This is a genomic window from Mesorhizobium sp. 131-3-5 (assembly GCF_016756575.1).
Taxonomy (GTDB): domain Bacteria; phylum Pseudomonadota; class Alphaproteobacteria; order Rhizobiales; family Rhizobiaceae; genus Mesorhizobium; species Mesorhizobium jarvisii.
On sequence record NZ_AP023254.1, the window covers coordinates 4,295,584 to 4,315,508 of the forward strand.

Annotated in this window: 14 protein-coding genes; 8 read left to right on the top strand and 6 right to left on the bottom strand. The window is 64.7% G+C overall.

Annotated features, from left to right (window positions below; genetic code table 11):
* Positions 1 to 130 precede the first annotated feature (130 nt).
* On the bottom strand, positions 131 to 1,033 hold the full coding sequence (locus JG747_RS20885) for a LysR substrate-binding domain-containing protein (RefSeq protein WP_019858163.1): 903 nt from the start codon (positions 1,031 to 1,033) through the stop codon (positions 131 to 133).
* Between the two features lie 250 nt (positions 1,034 to 1,283).
* On the opposite strand from JG747_RS20885, the gene JG747_RS20890 reads away from it, so the two are divergent.
* From JG747_RS20890 to JG747_RS20925, 8 genes are all read left to right on the top strand, one after another.
* Positions 1,284 to 2,792, top strand: coding sequence for a leucyl aminopeptidase (locus JG747_RS20890; RefSeq protein WP_202359936.1), 1,509 nt, complete (start codon positions 1,284 to 1,286; stop codon positions 2,790 to 2,792).
* A 54-nt stretch (positions 2,793 to 2,846) separates the two neighbouring features.
* Entirely contained in the window at positions 2,847 to 3,752 is a 906-nt protein-coding gene (locus tag JG747_RS20895; RefSeq protein ID WP_038646840.1) for a proline iminopeptidase-family hydrolase, read from the top strand.
* An 18-nt stretch (positions 3,753 to 3,770) separates the two neighbouring features.
* Positions 3,771 to 5,432 (top strand): ABC transporter substrate-binding protein, encoded by a 1,662-nt coding sequence (locus JG747_RS20900; RefSeq protein ID WP_038646838.1) that lies wholly within the window; start codon positions 3,771 to 3,773, stop codon positions 5,430 to 5,432.
* 21 nt (positions 5,433 to 5,453) lie between these two features.
* A complete protein-coding gene (locus JG747_RS20905; RefSeq protein ID WP_019858159.1) occupies positions 5,454 to 6,470 on the top strand; it encodes an ABC transporter permease in 1,017 nt (338 codons plus the stop codon).
* The gene (locus JG747_RS20910; RefSeq protein ID WP_069092180.1) at positions 6,470 to 7,441 is read left to right on the top strand and encodes an ABC transporter permease; all 972 of its coding nucleotides are present in this window, start codon (positions 6,470 to 6,472) and stop codon (positions 7,439 to 7,441) included. Before JG747_RS20905 ends, JG747_RS20910 begins: the two co-directional genes overlap by 1 nt.
* Complete coding sequence (locus tag JG747_RS20915) at positions 7,438 to 8,397, top strand: ABC transporter ATP-binding protein (protein ID WP_202359937.1); 960 nt, start codon at positions 7,438 to 7,440, stop codon at positions 8,395 to 8,397. The genes JG747_RS20910 and JG747_RS20915 overlap by 4 nt, the downstream gene beginning before the upstream one ends.
* Positions 8,398 to 8,405: 8 nt before the next feature.
* Positions 8,406 to 9,386: an ABC transporter ATP-binding protein gene (locus JG747_RS20920; protein ID WP_202359938.1), complete on the top strand. Its 981-nt coding sequence runs from the start codon at positions 8,406 to 8,408 to the stop codon at positions 9,384 to 9,386.
* A gap of 119 nt (positions 9,387 to 9,505) precedes the next feature.
* On the top strand, positions 9,506 to 9,808 hold the full coding sequence (locus JG747_RS20925; RefSeq protein ID WP_010909507.1) for a DUF982 domain-containing protein: 303 nt from the start codon (positions 9,506 to 9,508) through the stop codon (positions 9,806 to 9,808).
* A 97-nt stretch (positions 9,809 to 9,905) separates the two neighbouring features.
* Here the strand turns inward: JG747_RS20925 and JG747_RS20930 are convergent, their stop codons facing one another.
* The 5 genes from JG747_RS20930 to JG747_RS37065 all read right to left on the bottom strand — a co-directional run bounded on the left by JG747_RS20930 (position 9,906) and on the right by JG747_RS37065 (position 16,405).
* Positions 9,906 to 10,271: a YybH family protein gene (locus tag JG747_RS20930; RefSeq protein WP_064985491.1), complete on the bottom strand. Its 366-nt coding sequence runs from the start codon at positions 10,269 to 10,271 to the stop codon at positions 9,906 to 9,908.
* Positions 10,272 to 10,360: 89 nt separating this feature from the next.
* A complete protein-coding gene (locus JG747_RS20935; RefSeq protein WP_202359939.1) occupies positions 10,361 to 12,097 on the bottom strand; it encodes a tetratricopeptide repeat protein in 1,737 nt (578 codons plus the stop codon).
* 29 nt (positions 12,098 to 12,126) lie between these two features.
* Positions 12,127 to 13,488 carry an HlyD family type I secretion periplasmic adaptor subunit gene (locus tag JG747_RS20940; protein ID WP_019858151.1) on the bottom strand — a complete coding sequence of 454 codons (1,362 nt, stop codon included), beginning with the start codon at positions 13,486 to 13,488 and terminating at the stop codon, positions 12,127 to 12,129.
* A gap of 86 nt (positions 13,489 to 13,574) precedes the next feature.
* Positions 13,575 to 15,872, bottom strand: a complete 2,298-nt coding sequence (locus tag JG747_RS20945; protein WP_244748167.1) for a peptidase domain-containing ABC transporter — start codon at positions 15,870 to 15,872, stop codon at positions 13,575 to 13,577.
* A 206-nt stretch (positions 15,873 to 16,078) separates the two neighbouring features.
* A complete protein-coding gene (locus tag JG747_RS37065) occupies positions 16,079 to 16,405 on the bottom strand; it encodes a hypothetical protein (RefSeq protein WP_244748452.1) in 327 nt (108 codons plus the stop codon).
* Positions 16,406 to 19,925 lie beyond the last annotated feature (3,520 nt).

Sequence of the window (19,925 nt, forward strand, 5' to 3'; positions counted from 1 at the left end):
AAGCAATCCATTTGCCGGCTTTGGCCTTAAAGATATTCAATGCGAACGGCGATTATCGAGGGGTCGCAATGGTGGGCCGCTGTTGGATACCAACAGTTCTGGTGATTCGAATTCGGGTGCCGCTTCTCGCCTAGGCGATGGCCATGACCCGCTTGTGGTCCTCGACTTCCGACAACAGCCAGTCCTGAAACAGGCCGGTGCCCGGCTTGTTGCCGATGCTGCGGCGCTGATGCAGGTAGATGCCGGCCGGATAGGTATGGCGGGCCTGAAACGGCGCGACAAGTTTGCCTTGCTGCAGCAGATCCTGCGCCATCATCGTATCGGCGAGCGCAATTCCGGCGCCATTGATTGCCTCGCGCATGATGAGCGTACAGTCATCCAGCGTCGTGCTGGATTTCGGCGTCGTGTCCAAAACGCCTTCCTGCTCCAGCCAACGCTTCCATCTCATGCTCTCGCATTCGTGGATAAGATGATGGTTGACCAGATCGGCGGGCGATCGCAGCGGCACGGGCCCATCGAGCAATGAGGGCGCACAGACCGGCGTCAGAACCAGCGGGATCAAAAGCGTCAGGGCCGGGCCGGCCTTGTAGACGAACTCGTCGACAATGGCCAAATCGAAGTTGGCGCGCTTGCCTGACGTCGAGATCTCCAGCTCCACGGTCGGATGCAGCTTGCGAAAGTTCGGCAACCGGTCCGCCAGCCAAAGGTTCAGGACCGCCGGGACGCACAAGACCCGGACGCGTTGGGTCCTGCCGTGGCTTGGGCCATCGGCGAGGCTGACGTCGTCGGTGGCGCGCCAGATGGCCTCGAACGCTTCGGAGAGGCTACGCGCATAGTAGGAGCCCCTGATGGTCGGTGTTATCTGGCGAAAGCCGCGTTCGAACAGATCCTGGCCGAGATTTCTTTCGAGTGCACGGATATGGCGGCTGATGGCCGAGGGTGTCAGGTGCAGCTCTTCGGCTGCATCCTTGATGCTGCCGAGACGTGCGGCGGCCTCGAAAGCGCGCATGCCATTGAGTGAAGGTAGGGCCATTGGCCGATCATGAATTGTCAGTTGAGTTTTTGTCAATCGACTTGGGCGAAATTGGCGTTTGATCGCCTGGCCTGTTCGGCGCTACCCAAAAGGCAAGAGCGACTAAGTCGCCATCAGAAAACGATTTTTTGGGGCCTCCGGCACCATTCCACCAAGGGCAGAGACCGGCAACAGGTTTAGCCATTGGCGGGCGAAGCGATGCACGCTGAGCCGAGGCCGGAGTCGTCAGCAAATGGGAGAATGCCAGTCTATGCCTCAATCGCCAGTGCCGGTCTTTGAAACGGCGGACGGGATTTCCTCGGAAACCGCTGTCGTCGTGATCTTGCGAACTGCCCAGACAGGCTTTGGCCCGCGGGCAGCGGCACTGGACGCTGATGTGAGCGGGATCCTGTCGCGTGCCTGCTCCGACCCGGCCACCTTGGCCGAATCCGGCACGTGCATCGATCTTATTGCCCCCCAGGGCGTGTCGGCCCGGCGCGTGATCGTCCTGGCCCTTGGCAAGGCCGAGGCCGTAACCGCCCTGTCACTGGCGCGCGCCGGCGGTTTGCTTGCCGCGCATCTGGAAGGCAAGTGCGAGTGCGCCGCGACGCTTGTCCTCGACCCCATTGACGGCATTGACCTGCCCGCAGCCGAGATCCTGGCGCGCGTCGCGCTGGGCATGCGGCTGCGGCGCTATCGTTTCGACATGCGCAACCGGCGCCAGGGGGCGGGAGCGGACCGGACCTTGCGGGTACAGCTGGTCGGAGCAAGCCGCGCGGATCTGACCCCGGCACTGGCGCGGATCAATGCCATCGCGGACGGTGTCGAATATGCGCGCACGCTGGTCAATCTGCCGCCGAACCATCTCCACCCCGACAATTTCCACGATCATCTGGAGCCGCTGCGCGAAGCCGGCATCGACGTCGAGATACTCGATCCATCGCGGCTGAAGGAGCTCGGCATGAACGCGATCCTGGCCGTGGGTTCCGGGTCGGTGCGGCCGCCGCGCGTCGCGGTGCTGCGCTATCGCGGCAAGGGCGCTCCTTCCCAACCGATGGCTTTCGTCGGCAAGGGCGTGTGTTTTGACTCCGGCGGCCTCTGCATCAAGCGCGGCGAGCAGATGTTCGACATGAAGGCCGATATGGGCGGCGCGGCCGCCGTGGTCGGCCTGCTGATCGCGCTTGCCCGGCAAGGCAGCCCGGTGCATGCCGTCGGCGTTCTCGGCATTGCCGAGAACATGCCGTCCGGCACCGCGCTCAAGCCGCGCGACATCGTCACCACGGCGTCAGGACAGACGGTCGAGGTGTTCGACACGGACGCGGAAGGGCGCCTGATCCTGGCCGATTGTCTCTATTATGCCGCCTCGCGCTTCAACCCGTCGGTGATCGTCGATCTGGCGACGCTGACCTATTCGGTGATGCGCGGCCTGGGATCGATCTTTGCAGGTCTTTTCAGCACCGACGATGCTATCGCGTCGCAGATGATCGCTGCGGGGGAAACGGTTGGCGAGCGGTTCTGGCAACTGCCGCTCGACAAGGCCTATGACGAGGGCCTGCAATCGCCCTTCGCTGACATCCGGCACCACGCCAAGGACATGGAAGACGGTGACGCGCCTTACGCGGCGGCGTTCCTGCGCCATTTCACCGAGGATCGTCCCTGGGTGCATCTCGACATCGCCGGCAAGGAAATGGCCGACGCGGACCGTCCGCTCGGCCGCGAAGGCGCCACGGCGTTCGGCGTGCAGATGCTGGAAGAGTGGGTGCAGACCAGGCTGAACTAGGCGCCTGCTGTCGGGGACAGAAACGAAATGCGTTCAAACGTGATGGGAACCGGGATGTCGTCAGAGGTCGCTAGCAAAGAGGGACGAGCCGCGTTCGGCAGTTACGAGACCTGGTATCGTATTTCTGGCGATCTCGATGCCGACAAGCCCCCGGTGGTGATCCTGCATGGCGGGCCGGGCGCCGCCCACAACTACGTCGATGCCTACAAGCATCTCGCCCGACGGGACCGCGCCGTCATCCACTACGACCAGTTGGGTTGCGGCAATTCCACTTTGCTGCCGGAGAAAGGCGCCGATTTCTGGACGCCACGGCTTTTCATCGACGAGCTGGAAAATCTCGTCGATCATCTCGGCATCCGCGCAGGCTTCCATGTGTTAGGTCAGAGCTGGGGCGGCATGCTGGGCGCCGAGTATGGGGTAACGCGGCCGAATGGCCTGAAGTCGCTGACCATCGCCAACTCGCCGGCTTCGATGAAGCTTTGGGTCGAAGAGGCCAACCGGTTGCGCGCCGACCTCCCCGGGGACGTGCAGGAGACACTGACCCGGCACGAGCAGGCCGGCACGACGGAAGATCCGGCCTACCAGGCAGCGACGATGGTGTTCTACGAGCGGCATGTCTGCCGGGTCGTGCCTTTTCCACCGGAGGTGACGGAGACCTTCGACCAGGTCGTGCGCAACCCCACTGTCTATCATCTGATGAACGGGCCGAACGAGTTCCATGTCATCGGAACGCTGAAGAACTGGAGTATCATCGATCGGCTGCAGGCCGTCGATGTTCCGACACTGATCATCTCCGGACGCTACGACGAGGCGACGCCCGCGACCGTGCAGCCCTTCAAGGACGGCATCAAGGGATCGCGCTGGGAGATATTCGAGCATTCCAGCCACATGCCGCATGTCGAAGAGCAGGACGCGTGCATGCGGGTGGTGGGCGACTTCCTGGACGACAACGACAACTGAGAAAAGGGGAACCAAGACATGAAGAAACTGCTTTTGGCCGCATCAGCCGCGGCACTGCTGGCCGGCACGTGGCTCGCTCCGGCACAGGCTGAATATCTCAAGGAGCACCGAGGTGGCACCATCCGCCTTCTGGCCCGCTCCGCGGCGGGAACGCTCGATCCGCACATCAACTATACCGACCAGGGCTGGCAGATGTACCAGCCGATCTATGACGGCCTGGTGGCCTTCCGCAAGGCCGAGGGCATGGACGGCTTCACCATCGTCCCCGATCTGGCCGAGGCGCTGCCGCAGGTCAGCAATGACGGCAAGACCTTCACCTTCAAGCTGCGCAAGGGCATCAAGTTCTCCAACGGCCAGGATATGGGCGTCAAGGACGTCGTCGCCTCCTTCCAGCGCATCTTCAAGGTTTCCGGGCCGACTTCCGGCACCTTCTATGCCGGCATTGTCGGCGCCGACAAATGCCTGGCCGATACCAAGAACTGCACGCTGGACGGCGGTGTCGTCGGCGATGAAGCGGCCGGTACTATCACCCTCAATCTCACCAAGCCCGACGCAGAGATACTCTACAAGCTTGCCTTGCCGCATGCCGTGGTGTTGCCGGCGGATACGCCCGCCGAAGACATGGGCTCCAAGCCCATTCCCAGCACCGGCGCCTACATGATCTCCGCCTTCGACCCCAACAAGGGCATGACGGTGTCGCGCAACCCGAACTTCAAGCAGTGGAGCGAGGAAGCGCAACCTGACGGCTACCCGGATGTCGTCCAGTATGATTTCGGCCTGTCCGAGGAAGCGGCCGTGACGGCGATCCAGAACGGCGAAGCGGACTGGATGTTCGATGCGCTGCCGAGCGACCGCCTGGGCGAACTTGGCAGCAAGTCCATGGACCAGCTGCACATCTCGCCGCTTTCGGCGTGGTGGTATGCACCCCTGAACAACCGTCTCGCGCCGTTCGACAATGAAAAGGCGCGCCAGGCCGTTGCCTATGCGATCGATCGCAACACGCTGGTCAAGCTGTTCGGTGGCAAGGTGCTGGCCTCGCCGGTCTGTCAGATCCTGCCGCCGGACTTCCCCGGCCATGAGGACTATTGCCCCTTCACCAAGAACCCAGGTGCCAAATGGTCGGCGCCGGATCTCGACAAGGCAAAGCAACTCGTTGAGGAATCGGGCACCAAGGGCCAGAAGGTGACCATTATCGTCGAGGACACCGCCATTTCGCGGTCGATCGGCGTCTATCTGCAGAGCGTGCTGACCACCATCGGCTATGTCGCCGACGTCAAGCCGATCTCGTCCAACATCCAGTTCACCTACATCCAGAACACCAACAACAAGGTGCAGATGTCGGTCACCCAATGGTACAAGGACTATCCTGCGGCTTCCGACTTCCTGAACATCCTGTTCAGCTGCGCCTCCTTCCGTGAAGGTTCGGATGCCTCGATCAACATCGCCGGCTTCTGCGACAAGGACATCGACGCCAAGATGCAAAAGGCGCTGGATCTCGGCGTGACCGACCAGAAGGCCGCAGACAAAATGTGGGCCGAAATCGACAAGCAGGTCACGGACAAGGCGCCGGCAGTCGGTCTCTTCACGCCGAAGCGGCTTGACTTCGTCAGCAAACGGGTTGGCAATTTCAAGTTCAACCGGCAGTTCAACTGGATGATCACCCAGTCCTGGGTGCAGTAACGAACTGCGGAGGGCACGTCCGTGTCGAACCAAGCCGTCGCCATGCCGCGCAAGACGCGAGGGCCCTGGGCCGTCGCGTTTGCGAAGCTGGCAAGGGACAGGGCTGCCATGGCATCCCTGGCCGTGTTCCTCCTCATCGTGCTGGCCTGCCTCAGCGCGCCTCTCTACGCGAAGTGGGCCGGCGTGGACCCCTTCGCCTCGACGCTCGACGCCGTCATCCAGATCGACGGTGCCGACGTTCCGGTGATGGAACAATCGACCGAGGGGCTGGGGCTCGGCTACACGCCGCTCGGTCCGACCTGGCGGCTCGGCAACTATTTCCTCGGCGCCGACAGCCAGGGGCGCGATGTCATGGCCCGAATGCTCTATGGCGGGCTGAGCTCGCTGCTGATCTCCGGTGCGGCCACCATCTTCACCCTGATCATCGGCACGGCGGCGGGATTGATCGCAGGCTATTTCGGCGGCATCACAGATACGGTGCTGTCGCGCCTGCTGGATGTCCTGTGGGCCTTCCCGATCTATCTGCTGGCGATTTCGCTTTCCATCGTCACCATCGCGCAAGGCATCAGGATCGGGCCGATCGATATCGAGTCCGGCAGCCTATGGTTGCCGGTCATCATCATCGGCATCGTCTATGTGCCCTATGTGGCGCGTCCGATACGCGGGCAGGTGCTGTCACTGCGCCACAGCGAATTTGTGCTGGCCGCGATCAATCTCGGCGTGCCGGGATGGCGCATCCTGTGGCGCGATATCCTGCCCAACATCACCACCACGCTCATCGTCTTCGTACCGTTGATGATGGCGCTGAACATGCTGACGGAATCCGCACTTTCCTTCCTGTCGATCGGCGTGCAGCCGCCCGCCGCGAGTTGGGGCACCATCATCCAGGACGGGCAGGCGCTGCTCTACACCAGGCCGCTGGTGGCGCTGGTGCCGGGTCTGGCCATCGCGGTGTCCGTCATGGCGCTCAATGTCTTCGGCGACGGCCTGCGCGACGCGCTCGACCCGCGCTCCAAGGTTCGGTTGGGGCGCGACTGATGATCTATGCCATCCTGCGCCGTTTCGGTCAGATGCTGTTCGTGATGTTCGGTATCTCGGTCATCGTCTTCCTGATCTTCTTCGCGACGCCGGGCGCCGACCCGGCGGCGCGCATCGCCGGGCGCAATGCAACAGCCGAAGTGCTGGAAGCGGTGCGCCACAATTTCGGCTTCGACCGGCCGCTCTACGTGCAATATGTGAAGATGATGGAGAAGATCTTCGTCACCGGCGACCTGACCTCCTTCGTCAATCGCGGCTGGAAGGTGGTGCCGGCGGTGATGGATTCGATCCCCGTCACGCTCTCGCTGGTGTTCGGGGCGGCGATCCTTTGGGTGGTTGTCTCCATCATCATCGGCATCGTTGCCGCCGCCACCCGCGACAGCTGGCTGGACAAGCTGCTGATGGCTTTGGGCCTGCTCGGCATCTCCATGCCGGTCTACTGGCTGGGCGAGGTGATGAACCTGATCACTCAGAGCCGCTACCACGACAGCTGGGCATTCTCATGGGTCCCGCCGCTTGGCTACAAGAATTTCTCCGACGATCCCAAAGGCTGGTTCCTGACGCTAGTCATACCCTGGATCACGTTGGCCATTCTCTACATCGGCATTTACGGGCGCGTGCTGCGCGCCGCCATCATCGAATCCTTGCAGGAGGACTTTATCCGCACGGCCCGGGCCAAGGGCCTGTCGGAGACGCGCATCCTGCTGCGCCACGCCTTGCGCACATCGCTCATCGCGTTCGTCACCTTGTTCGGCCTGGACTTCGGCGCGCTGGTGGGCGGCTCGGCGCTGCTGACCGAGGTGGTGTTTGGGCTGCACGGCATCGGCAAGCTCACTTATGACGCGCTGCAGAATCTCGACCTGCCGATGATCATGGCAACGGTGATGTATGCGTCCATGTTCGTGGTCATCGCCAATGCGGTCGTCGATTTCGTCTACATCCTTCTCGATCCGCGCCTGAGGACATCATGATACTGTCGGTGCGCGACCTCAAAGTATCCTTCCGCACCAATGACGGTCTGGTGCGGGCGATCGATGGCGTTTCCTTCGATCTCGAGGAAAGCGAGATCCTCGGCGTCGTCGGCGAATCCGGGTCCGGCAAGACGGTGTCGCTGCTGGCGGTGATGGGCCTCATCACCGATCCGAACGCCAGCATCGAAGGCTCGATCCGCTACAAGGGCCGTGAATTGGTGGGGCTGCCGGCGCGGGAGCTGAGGCGGCTGCGCGGCAACGAGATCGCGATGATCTTCCAGGATCCGATGACGGCGCTGACGCCGGTCTACACGATCGGCTGGCAGATCGCCGAACAGATCCGCGCGCACCGAAATATCAGCAAAGCCAAGGCGATGGTGCGCGTCGAAGAACTGCTGGCCGAGGTGAATTTTCCCAATCCGCACGAGGCGATGTCGCGCTACCCGCACCAGCTTTCCGGCGGCATGCGGCAGCGCGCGGTGATCGCGATGGCCTTGTCCTGCAATCCGGCGCTGCTGGTGGCGGACGAGCCGACCACGGCGCTCGACGTCACGGTGCAGGCCGGTATTCTCGACCTCGTGCGCAAGCTGCGCGCGACGCACAAATCGGCTGTGGTCTTCATCACGCACGACATGGGCGTGGTCTCCGAACTCGCCGACCGGGTGATGGTCATGTATGCCGGCCGCGTGGTGGAACGTGGCAGCCGCATGGAACTATTTTCCGACCCACGACATCCCTATACGCGTGCGCTGCTGGGTTCGATCCCGCCGCTGACCGGTGAAAAGCCGCGCCGCCTGCCGGCCATTCCCGGTTCGCCGCCATCGCTGCTCCGATTGCCGCAGGGCTGCGCCTTCGGCCCGCGATGCCCGGTGCACTACGAGCCCTGCGTGACCGACAGGCCAGAGCTTGGCATCGGCACTCACGCCGCGGCGTGCTTCCGGGTGGCGCAGGCATGAGCGGACCGATGACCGACAGCCCAATCCTCGAAACGCGTTCACTCGGCAAGCGCTTCTCGATCGGCACCCGTTTCTCCGCCGCAGGCAAGCGAACCGTCCATGCGGTCGACAATGTTTCGCTGACCGTGCGGCGCGGCGAGACGGTCGGCCTGGTCGGCGAATCCGGCTGCGGCAAGTCCACGCTGGCGCGCTGCCTGGTGAGGCTCTACGACATATCCGACGGAGAGCTGCTGTTCGAAGGCGAGGACATCACCTCGAAATCGCTGTCTGAACTGAGGCCGCTGCGCCGCCGCCTGCAAATGGTCTTCCAGGACCCGTCAGCCTCGCTCAATCCGCGCCGGCGCGTCGGTGATCTGGTGGCCGAGCCGCTGCGCATCCACGGCAAACTTTCCTCGCGCGAGATCACCGCGCGTGTCGCGGAATTGTTCGAACTCGTCGGCCTGCTGCCGGACCATGTCATGCGCTATCCCCACGAATTCTCCGGCGGCCAGCGCCAGCGGGTCGGCATCGCGCGGGCCATCGCGCTCAATCCCGATCTGGTCGTGCTGGATGAACCGGTCTCCGCACTCGACGTCTCGGTGCAGGCGCAGATCGTCAACCTGCTTGCCGATCTGCAGGAGAAGCTGAACCTCACCTACATCTTCATCGCCCACGACCTGTCGGTGGTGCGCCAGGTGTCGACCCGCATCGCTGTCATGTATCTCGGCTCGATCGTCGAGGAAGGGCCGGCCGAGGAGGTGTTCGCGACATCAGCCCATCCCTACAGCCAGGCGCTGATCTCGGCGGTTCCGGTCGTTGAGACCACGCCCAGCGGGACGCGCAAGCGCATCATCCTCACTGGCGACGTGCCGAGCCCGCTCAAGCCGCCATCCGGCTGCCGTTTCCACCCAAGATGCCCGATCGCGGTCGAGCGATGCCGCACGGAACGGCCGGAGCTGAGGGAGTATCGACCCGGCCGCAAAGTGGCCTGCCACTTCCCCGCGGTTTAGCTGGCGACCATCGACCAAAAGATTTTTTAAAGGTTCTGTTTTCTGTATGGAACCAACCGCAAGACTGTGCGTTTCATAAGGTTCGATCGGGCGGCATCGCGATCGACCGGGAGGAAACGATGGACTACCTGCATTTCTTTGCGCCCGTGCGGATCTCGCGCGGGCAGGGACACCCTGTAGAAGAAGTGGATAGTGTCGCCGAGGCGATGGTTTTCTTGCGTAAATGGCCGACGGGACGACGTGGGCCAGTGTATCAGTGCGCGCTGAATTGCTGCTCGGCAGCTTTGTCGGGGCAGATGTCGGCGGAGGAGGCCAGGAAGGCATTCACCGGCTTTGCCCGGATCACGCGGCTTCTGGACGACGACATGGCGCTGCCCGTCCCCGGCGAAACCATGGCGGACGTATACGCGCTGCGGCGGTAGCCGCACCCGGATTGCCGAACGCAAGGACTGCGGCCATGACGGCCGCAGTGTGTTGACGCGCCCGTGGTGACGTGGCCGGCCGGTTTTCCCGGAAGGCCTAATCCCAAGCGACGGAATAGCGGTCGATCACCCAAAGCCAGGAGCCGTCGGCCTGCCGCCGGGCAACCTCGCTGGTGACGTCGCCGTCGGGAAGTCGGGTCGAGGTGAGGGCAAGGTCGCCGCAAATGAGCGCCGGCCGCTGTTCTCCGACCGCAAACTTCCGTCCGGACGTAACGATCTCGGCATAGTAGTCACGAATGGCTTCATGGCCGCGCAGAAAACGTCCGCCGCCGCAGTCGATCACGGCATCCGCCTCGAACAGCGCGACCATGCCATCGACGTCGCCCGCATGCTGTCTCGCTATCAGCATGGGCTCCAGCTGCTGAGGGTCGTAGGCGCGCTTTCCCGCACTCGGATCGTTCATTGAGCGCGCCTATGAAGGAAGTTGGGATGCGTCGATCCGCCGTGGTGCAAACTTACTGAACCACTCCCGCGTCGAAACCAGCATATGGCTCATGGCGCTGGCGTGCCCGCAGCCCCCAGTTCGTCGGCGGCTTCACTGATCCCATGCGCAGCCGCGCGTTCGAGCCAAAGGCGAGCGGCAACCGGGTCGCACTCCCCGGCGAGGCCTTTCAAGAGATAACGTCCGAGCATGAATTGGGCTTGGCTATGCCCGCGTCCAGCAGCGGCGGCGTACCATTTCTGCGCTGCCGCCTGATCGGCCGGCAGGCCGTGGCCGGCTCCGTACAGCGCGCCAATCGCAAACATCGCCCCGGCGTGACCGTCGGCGGCGGCCTGCTCAAACAGCTGCATTGCAGCCTCGGGCTCGGGCATGCCGCCGCGCCCATTGAGCAGCATCTCTGCGAGCGCCACACGTGCGTCGAGCACGCCGGCGTCGGCCGCCCGCGCAAACCACACGCGGGCCTGAGTTGGGTCGGCCGCCACGCCGCGTCCATCCTGGAGGAGGCGGGCATACATATATTGCGCCTCGGCGACGCCTTCGGCCGCGCGCCGCAGCCAGTGTGCCGCTTGCCCCTCGTCCTGGCGAACGCCGACGCCCTTGGCGAAGCAGAGCCCAAGGTTGAATGCCGCGATGAGGTCGCCCGATGATGCGGCCGCCTCGAACCATCCGGCAACGCTTGCACCGTCATCCGGGTCGCCGGCTCCTCCGAGGATAAGATTGGCGAGGTCTGTCTGTGCCTGCTGATTGCCGCCATTTGCGGAAGAGCGCAGCCAGCGCGCTCCTTCCTCGACATCCTCAGCCACACCATTTCCCGTCAAATAGAGCGAGGCCAAAGCGCGGGCAGCGGCTTGGTGGCCCGCTTCGGCCGCCCGCCGGTACCAATTCGCGGCTTCTGCAAAGTCCGGCCGCTGCGTCTTGGCATAGCGATCGCCCAACATATAGGCTGCCTCGATATTGCCGGCCAAGGCAGCACGCCGCATCCATGCCTCCCCGGCAGCGACATCTTGGCCGACGAGTGCACCGTCGATCAGTGCCAGTCCCAACCGGAACTGGGCGGAGGGCAGGCCCTTCTCTGCAGCAGCCCGATACAGTTGAGCGGCTGCTGCCATGTCGCTTGCTACGCCGAGCCCGTGCTCGGTAAGGACCGCAAGAAGATAGGTCGCGGTCGGCAGGCCGGCGTCGGCCGCACGCCTTACCTCTTCCGCAATCCGAACTCTGTTTTCGCGTTTGCCGCGGCGGGCCAGCGACAGGGCAAAGCCAAGGCACCCTTCGGCGCAGCCGGCAGCAGCCGACTTCTCGTACCAGCGGTGTGCGGCATCGACATCGCGCATCGATGCGGGGCCGCTGGTAAGGATATAACCGAGGATCGCCTGTCCCGTGGCCGAGCCTGCCTCGGCCGCCTTGGTGGCAAAGTCGAAAGCGGCCGTGAAGTCTGGTTTTCCCGGGGAATCAGGCTTGAACAAGTGCTCCGAGGGTCCCTTGCCGTCGGCTTCCGCCGTCACCAGCCCGGTGACGTAGAGCGCGGCGAGAAGCGCCTGCGCATCCGCGCTCCCGTGGTTCGCCGCCCGCAGCAGCCATCGCGCGCCTTCCATACGGCTCGGTGGCACACCGGCGCCTTCCAGATAGCAACGCGCGACCCGGTACTCGGCGTCAACGATCCCCGCGCGCGCCGCTTTCGCCATAAGCGGAAAGGCTTCAGCGGCCTTGCCGCTGTCAGCAAGCTGGATCGCCCGACGCAACACCGCCGACGGGAAGGCCAGACCAGTCAGCCGATCCAGGATTGTCATCGATCCGAGCCTCTGATTCCTCCAGTACTCTAAGGCTCCCGCATCGCCTCCTGGCCGATCGGGAGCATGACGCCGAGAAGGTACTTGAGTATCGTGCGCCGGCCGACCTTTACGTCGGCGGTCACCGGCATGCCGGGGCTGACGGCGAAACCGGCGGGAACGCCGTGGAGGGCGACCTGGTCGATGGAGATCCGCGTGCGATAGAATGGCTCGGCGTCGGAAGGCAACATGGCCAGGGAACTGTTCGGATCGCGCGCTTGCTCCTGTGCCGAGAAGGAATCTGGGCTGAGTGCCCGCACAGTTCCATGGGCGAGGCCGTATTGCGAATAGGGGAAGGTGTCGAACTTGATGACCACCGGGTCGCCGACATGCACAAAACCGCTGCTCCTGCCAACGATGTTTGTCTCGATCTCGAGGGGCGCGTCGGCCGGCACCAGCGTGATAAAGCGCTCCCCTGACTGCATGACCGAGCCGACGGAGACTTTTGCCACCGATTGAACGATGGCGTCTGATTGGCTCTTCAACTCGACCAACTGGTTTCGAAGCTTTGCCTTGTTGAGAAGTTCGCGGGCGTCGGAGATCCGCGTGCTTGCCTCCGACAGGCTCTGCGAGACTTCAGCGCGCCAGCCCTGAATGTAGCCGTCGCGCTCGGCGGCCACCGCTGCCTGTTGGCGTTTGGCGGCTTCCGCGGTCTGCTCGGCATTGCCGAGCGCCCGGGACATTTCCGCGCGGTTGTCCTCGGCCAGGAGCGTGTTGAGGCGGCTCCCCACCTGCCTTGCCTCGAGCTGCCTGCGCATCTGTTCGATCGAGTCGGCGACCGTCAGCCGCTGCCGGTAGCCGTCGGCATCGGATTGCGATCGCGAAATCACCGAGCTGAGTTCGTCGCGCTGGCGTTCGAAATTCTCCACCTTGGCGTCGTAGACCGCCTTGCGTTGCTCGAATATCGACACCTGCAGGGTCCAACTCGGGTCGAGGCCGTTGTAGGTGAACGCCTGGCCGCTGGCCTCCGCCTTCAACCGCGCCACCTCGGCTTCAAGTGTCGAGACCTGCATCGCCAGTGCCGCCTGGTCGGCCGAGGAAAAGGTCGCATCGAGGCGGGCAAGCAATTGGCCGGCCTGGACGCGCTGTCCTTCCCGCACCTCGATCGAGCGGACAATCGCTGTCTCCAGCGGTTGCACGACGATGTTGGGGGATTGCGAGACCACCAGCCCTCTGGTCGTCACCACCTGATCGACCGGTATCAGACCCGCCAGGGCGATCAGCGCGATGACCAGGCTGGAAACGATCCAGACGATGCCGCGCGCCGCCCGCGGAATAGGCGCATTGGCGACAGCCGTCGACGGCCACTGGAACTCGAGTATGGCCGGCGTAGTCGGATCTCTCGTTTCCATCCGGTGCCACCGAGCGGGAAGGGCGGTGAGAGAGGTGCTGCTCATGGGTTACCGGACCTGATGCGAATATGAGGCGCGCGACATGATCAAACCAGCCGCGGCGGGACGGCGACGGGGCGGCCGTGGCGGCCATCGAGGTGCCGGTTCTGCTGCGACCACAACTGGCGATAGAGCGCGCATCGTTCGAGCAAGGTCGCATGCGGCGCGACGTCGAGGACCTTACCCTGATCCATGACGAGGATGTTGTCGCACTCGGTCAGCGAGGCGAGCCGGTGCGAAACGATGATCATCGTGCGCCCGCTGGCGATGCGCATGAGGTTGGCGCTGACAACCGCCTCGCTCTCCGGGTCGAGTGCGCTGGTCGCCTCGTCGAGGATGAGAATGGTCGGATCGTGGATGAGCGCGCGCGCGATCGCCAGCCGCTGCTTTTGACCGCCTGATAGATTGGGCGAACCTTCCTCGATGTAGGTGTCGTAGCCATTCGGCATCCGCTCGATGAATTCCTGGGCGCCGGCGAGGTGCGCGGCGCGCATGGCGTCGGAAAGGGTCAGGCCCGGGCGCCCGGCGATGATGTTGTCGCGGATCGATCCGCGGAACAGAAAGTTGTCCTGCAGCACCACGCCAAGCCCTTGGCGCAAATGGCGCAGGTTGATTTCCTTGAGGTCGACGCCATCAAGCTTGAGGAACCCACTGTAGTCGCGGTTGATCCCTTGCAGGAGGCGGGCGACCGTCGATTTTCCCGACCCGCTGCGCCCAACAATGCCAAACATGCTGCCGGCGGGAATATGGAAGCTGACCCGGTCGAGCGCCGGTGTCTTGGTGGCGATATAGCTAAAGGTCAGGTCGCTGAACACGACCTCGCCGACCAGCTTGGGTCTCAGGCCGGTGGAATTCGAACTGCTCTCCAGCGGCCGGTTGAGGACCGACGCTGCCTCGCCGATCGCCGCACCGACCTCCTCGTAGTCTTCAACCAGTCGGGCCAGGCCAACCAGCGGCTGGGCCACACGCTGGGCGATCATCATGAAGGCGAACAAGCCGCCGACCATGTAGCCGGTGCGGTCGTTCATCGCGAGATAGGCGCCGATCAGCATGGTGCCGAGCACCATCACACGTTCGATCGGCGTGACCAGGGTCTGCGGCCAGCTTGCCAGCTGTCCGAAGGCGAGACGCGCCTTTCCCGCTTCGGCCACCCGCTCATCCCAGAGCGCCTTGCGCTGCGGCTCGAGACCGAGCGCCTTCACCGTCTTGATTCCGACGACCGTTTCGCCGAGCGCCGCCGACTTCCAGGTCTCGGCGTCGACCACCCGCTGATATCTGCCGCGCAGCGGCCTGAGGAAGGCGAGGATGATCAGCAGGATCACCACGGCGCAGGCCAGCACGATCCAGGCGAGGGAGGCGTTGATGTAGAACATCACCGGTACCAGCACGCACAGCGTGATCATATCCAGGAACGTGCTGAGGAGTTTTCCGGTCAGGAACTCGCGGATGCGATAGACCTGGGCGAGGTGATACATCGTCTCGCCGGCCGGATGCCGTTCGAAATAGTCGAGCGGCAGGCGTAACAGCCGGCTGAAGACGTGCAGCTGCAACTTGGTGTCCAGACGGGCGCCGACGACATTGATGATCAGCCGCCGTGCATGGCCAAGCAGTGTCTCATAGGCGAAAACCACGGCGATCACCGCCGACAACAGCACCAGCGTCGAGACGCTGTTGAACTGCAGCACCTTGTTGACCACCGTCATGACGATAAGCGGCGGCAGGATAGTCAGGACACTCAGCGTGAACGAGGCGATGGTGATATCGCGCAGGGCGTGGCTTTCGAGCCGCACCAGTTCGGCGAGCCAGCGAAGGGTGAAGGGCGCATCCGCCGCGACATAGGATCGTGTGGCGCGCAGCAGCAATGCCTCGCCCGTCCACACCTGCGACAGCCGCAACTCGTCGATGGCGACGGCTTCACCATCGTCGGGTGCATCCGCACTTTTCAGGAAGACGATGTTCCGCTCGGCGCTCGCCCCTGTGAGGAGAGCCGCGCCGCCATCGTTGAACAACAGGACGACCGGTCCGGCTTCCTGGAAACGCAAGAGGTGGGACCAGCGGATGCGCACGGCGCGCGACCACATGCCGGCGTCCTGCGCCCACTGCGACAGATCGGCGGCGGCCGGAATCGCGCTCGCGGCCCTGAATTCGTTCGGGTCGAGCTCGACGCCGTGATAGCGGGCGGCGCGCAGCATCGCCTTGAGGCGTGGCCCGATCTTGTCGAATTCGGCCGGACCGCCAGGGATCCGCGCCATGGTGCTCTCGCCGCCCGCCGCGTCGTCGCCTTGCGCGGAACCGGCTTGGATCGGGACCGCTTGGATTTCGGCGTTCACGGGGATGTTCACCATGGACTTGTCTTCCGGCACGCAAGCGAACTCGACAATTCCCGGGCCGAAGTGCCTCTGCCGAGGGTTTCGATCATGTTGCCATCGTACTCCAAATTGATCGGCAGCGCGACTCTTCTGCCAACCGTGTCCCGGGATGTTTAACGCGCGAACTTCGCTCTTCCGCGACGTTCGCGCGTTTCCCTTCAGTGGTCTCTCGCCAGTCTTGCTCACTCATGCGGCTTCAGAAGATCCTTCAGGGTCGTCTTGGCGGTGTGGTCGGTGCTGGCGTAGCCGATACCGTGCTTGGTCGCATCCAAGGTCTGGTCCGTAGTCACGCCGGACGGCTGGTTCTGTTGGTGACCAAATCCCCTGATCGTATTGAGGATATTCAGGAGATCGGTCGTCACCGAGCCGGCCGCCAGGCCGATCAGGTGGTGTAGCGAGGGCTGGCCGCCGCTGCCATTGCCGGTCGAGCCCGGCTGCAGGAATTGCCAGCTATCCTTGAGGCCGAGCGAGTCGGGCGTGACATTGGCGGTCTTCGGGGTGGGCGTCACCAGGGTTGTCGTCGACGGAACGATCGAGTCGTTGTGACCGCCCGAGGGTCCGGTCGGACCAGTTGTGCCGGTCGGACCCGTCGAACCCTTCGGCCCGGTGTCGCCCTTCGGCCCGGTTGCCCCGGTCGAGCCTGCGGCACCGGTTGCACCCGTGGCCCCCTTGGGTCCGGTGTCGCCCTTAGGCCCGGTTGCCCCGGTCGAGCCGGTTGCGCCAGTGGCACCCGTCGCGCCCTTGGGTCCGGTGTCGCCCTTAGGCCCGGTTGCCCCGGTCGAGCCGGTTGCGCCAGTGGCACCTGTCGCGCCCTTGGGTCCGGTGTCGCCCTTCGGTCCGGTTGCTCCGGTCGAGCCGGTTGCGCCAGTGGCACCTGTCGCGCCCTTAGGCCCGGTGTCGCCCTTAGGCCCGGTTGCTCCGGTCGAGCCGGTTGCGCCAGTGGCACCCGTCGCGCCCTTGGGTCCGGTATCGCCCTTCGGTCCGGTTGCCCCGGTCGAGCCGGTTGCGCCAGTGGCACCCGTCGCGCCCTTGGGTCCTGTGTCGCCCTTAGGCCCGGTTGCCCCGGTCGAGCCGGTTGCGCCAGTGGCACCCGTCGCGCCCTTAGGCCCGGTGTCGCCCTTCGGTCCGGTTGCCCCGGTCGAGCCGGTTGCGCCAGTGGCACCCGTCGCGCCCTTGGGTCCGGTGTCGCCCTTCGGTCCGGTTGCCCCGGTCGAGCCGGTTGCGCCAGTGGCACCCGTCGCGCCCTTGGGTCCTGTGTCGCCCTTGGGCCCGGTTGCCCCGGTCGAGCCGGTTGCGCCAGTGGCACCCGTCGCGCCCTTGGGTCCTGTGTCGCCCTTGGGCCCGGTTGCCCCGGTCGAGCCGGTTGCGCCAGTCGAGCCGGTCGCGCCTGTCGAACCTGTAGCTCCGGTCGAACCCGTTGCACCCGTGGCGCCGGTAGCCCCAGTTGAACCTGTTGCTCCGGTATCACCAGTTGCACCAGTGGCACCCGTGGCGCCGGTATCGCCAGTTGCGCCAGTGGCACCCGTTGAACCTGTAGCTCCGGTCGAACCGGTTGCTCCGGTATTACCAGTTGCACCAGTGGCCCCCGTATCGCCGGTCGCGCCCGTCGCTCCGGTCGCACCCGTTGCCCCAGTTGAGCCGGTCGCGCCTGTAGCTCCGGTTGCTCCGGTCGAACCAGTGGCACCCGTTGCGCCGGTATCGCCAGTCGCACCCGTGGCTCCGGTTGCTCCAGTCGAGCCCGTGGCACCTGTATCGCCGGTCGCACCCGTGGCACCCGTTGCACCAGTCGATCCTGTCGCGCCGGTATCACCTGTGGCGCCGGTTGCTCCAGTCGAGCCGGTGGCGCCAGTGGAGCCCGTAGCTCCAGTCGAACCAGTGGCGCCGGTATCGCCAGTTGCACCTGTAGCGCCGGTCGCACCCGTGGCACCCGTTGCTCCAGTAGAACCTGTTGCCCCGGTATCGCCAGTTGCACCGGTCGAGCCCGTAGCTCCAGTCGAGCCGGTGGCGCCTGTATCTCCAGTCGCACCTGTTGAACCTGTAGCTCCGGTCGAGCCCGTGGCGCCGGTGTCACCGGTCGCACCTGTGGCGCCGGTCGCTCCGGTTGAACCTGTTGCTCCGGTATCGCCAGTCGCACCTGTAGCGCCGGTCGCACCTGTGGCGCCGGCAGCTCCGGTTAAACCTGTCGCGCCGGTATCACCCGTGGCGCCGGTTGCTCCAGTTGCTCCGGTCGAACCAGTGGCACCCGTGGCACCCGTTGCTCCAGTCGAGCCGGTCGCGCCTGTATCTCCAGTCGCGCCAGTTGAACCTGTTGCTCCGGTATCACCAGTTGCGCCGGTTGCACCGGTCGAGCCCGTGGCTCCTGTATCGCCGGTCGCACCCGTGGCACCCGTTGCTCCAGTCGAACCCGTGGCTCCGGTTGCTCCGGTCGAGCCTGTAGCTCCAGTCGAGCCCGCGGCGCCGGTATCGCCAGTTGCACCTGTGGCTCCAGTCGAGCCGGTCGCGCCTGTCGAACCTGTAGCTCCGGTCGAACCGGTGGCACCCGTATCGCCGGTCGCACCTGTGGCTCCTGTTGCACCAGTCGATCCTGTCGCGCCGGTATCGCCTGTGGCGCCGGTTGCCCCGGTCGCGCCAGTGGAACCTGTAGCTCCAGTGGAGCCCGTGGCGCCCGTATCACCGGTTGCGCCTGTCGAGCCCGTGGCGCCGGTATTACCAGTCGAACCGGTTGAACCCGTGGCACCTGTATCGCCGGTTGCACCAGTGGCACCCGTTGCTCCAGTCGAGCCGGTAGCGCCTGTCGAGCCCGTGGCGCCGGTATCACCAGTGGCACCCGTGGCGCCGGTTGCACCAGTCGAACCGGTTGCACCCGTATCGCCAGTCGCACCTGTGGCTCCGGTTGCTCCAGTCGAGCCGGTAGCGCCTGTATCTCCAGTCGCGCCTGTCGAACCTGTAGCTCCGGTCGAACCCGTGGCGCCGGTATCGCCAGTTGCACCTGTAGCGCCGGTCGCACCTGTGGCTCCGGTAGCTCCAGTCGAACCCGTTGCACCGGTGGCACCGGTCGCACCGGTCGCACCAGTTGAACCTGTAGCACCAGTCGATCCTGTCGCGCCGGTATCACCGGTCGCGCCTGTGGCTCCGGTTGCTCCAGTCGAGCCCGTGGCGCCCGTATCGCCGGTCGCACCCGTGGCTCCGGTTGAACCGGTGGCGCCTGTATCGCCAGTGGCACCGGTCGCTCCTGTGGCTCCGGTTGCACCAGTCGAACCGGTTGCACCCGTATCGCCAGTCGCACCTGTGGCTCCGGTTGCGCCGGTCGCTCCGGTCGAACCAGTAGCACCGGTATCGCCGGTCGCACCCGTGGCACCTGTAGCTCCGGTCGAGCCCGTGGCACCCGTATCACCGGTCGCACCAGTTGAACCTGTAGCACCAGTCGATCCTGTCGCGCCGGTAACACCTGTGGCGCCGGTTGCTCCAGTTGCTCCGGTCGAACCCGTGGCACCCGTTGCTCCAGTCGACCCTGTAGCTCCGGTCGATCCTGTCGCGCCGGTATCGCCAGTCGCACCCGTGGCTCCGGTTGCTCCAGTCGAGCCGGTCGCGCCTGTATCTCCAGTCGCGCCAGTTAAGCCTGTAGCCCCAGTTGAACCTGTTGCTCCGGTATCGCCAGTGGCACCGGTCGAGCCCGTGGCCCCGGTCGAACCCGTAGCGCCCGTATCGCCGGTTGCTCCAGTCGAGCCGGTCGCGCCGGTCGAACCTGTAGCTCCGGTCGAGCCCGTGGCTCCGGTATCGCCTGTGGCACCCGTGGCGCCGGTTGCACCAGTCGAACCGGTTGCACCCGTATCGCCAGTTGCACCAGTGGCTCCGGTCGCGCCAGTTGAGCCTGTAGCACCAGTCGAGCCCGTCGCTCCGGTAGAGCCCGTATCGCCGGTTGCACCCGTAGCACCAGTTGCTCCGGTCGAACCAGTGGCACCTGTATCACCGGTTGCACCAGTTGAACCTGTAGCACCAGTCGATCCTGTCGCGCCGGTATCGCCTGTG

What these genes read in the sequence shown, in the direction of transcription:
- JG747_RS20885 (WP_019858163.1), bottom strand. Translation starts at nt 1,033, where the DNA reads ATGGCCCTACCTTCACTCAATGGCATGCGCGCTTTCGAGGCCGCCGCA.
- JG747_RS20890 (WP_202359936.1), top strand. Translation starts at nt 1,284, where the DNA reads ATGCCTCAATCGCCAGTGCCGGTCTTTGAAACGGCGGACGGGATTTCC.
- JG747_RS20895 (WP_038646840.1), top strand. Translation starts at nt 2,847, where the DNA reads ATGTCGTCAGAGGTCGCTAGCAAAGAGGGACGAGCCGCGTTCGGCAGT.
- JG747_RS20900 (WP_038646838.1), top strand. Translation starts at nt 3,771, where the DNA reads ATGAAGAAACTGCTTTTGGCCGCATCAGCCGCGGCACTGCTGGCCGGC.
- JG747_RS20910 (WP_069092180.1), top strand. Translation starts at nt 6,470, where the DNA reads ATGATCTATGCCATCCTGCGCCGTTTCGGTCAGATGCTGTTCGTGATG.
- JG747_RS20915 (WP_202359937.1), top strand. Translation starts at nt 7,438, where the DNA reads ATGATACTGTCGGTGCGCGACCTCAAAGTATCCTTCCGCACCAATGAC.
- JG747_RS20920 (WP_202359938.1), top strand. Translation starts at nt 8,406, where the DNA reads ATGACCGACAGCCCAATCCTCGAAACGCGTTCACTCGGCAAGCGCTTC.
- JG747_RS20925 (WP_010909507.1), top strand. Translation starts at nt 9,506, where the DNA reads ATGGACTACCTGCATTTCTTTGCGCCCGTGCGGATCTCGCGCGGGCAG.
- JG747_RS20930 (WP_064985491.1), bottom strand. Translation starts at nt 10,271, where the DNA reads ATGAACGATCCGAGTGCGGGAAAGCGCGCCTACGACCCTCAGCAGCTG.
- JG747_RS20935 (WP_202359939.1), bottom strand. Translation starts at nt 12,097, where the DNA reads ATGACAATCCTGGATCGGCTGACTGGTCTGGCCTTCCCGTCGGCGGTG.
- JG747_RS20940 (WP_019858151.1), bottom strand. Translation starts at nt 13,488, where the DNA reads ATGGAAACGAGAGATCCGACTACGCCGGCCATACTCGAGTTCCAGTGG.
- JG747_RS20945 (WP_244748167.1), bottom strand. Translation starts at nt 15,872, where the DNA reads ATGGTGAACATCCCCGTGAACGCCGAAATCCAAGCGGTCCCGATCCAA.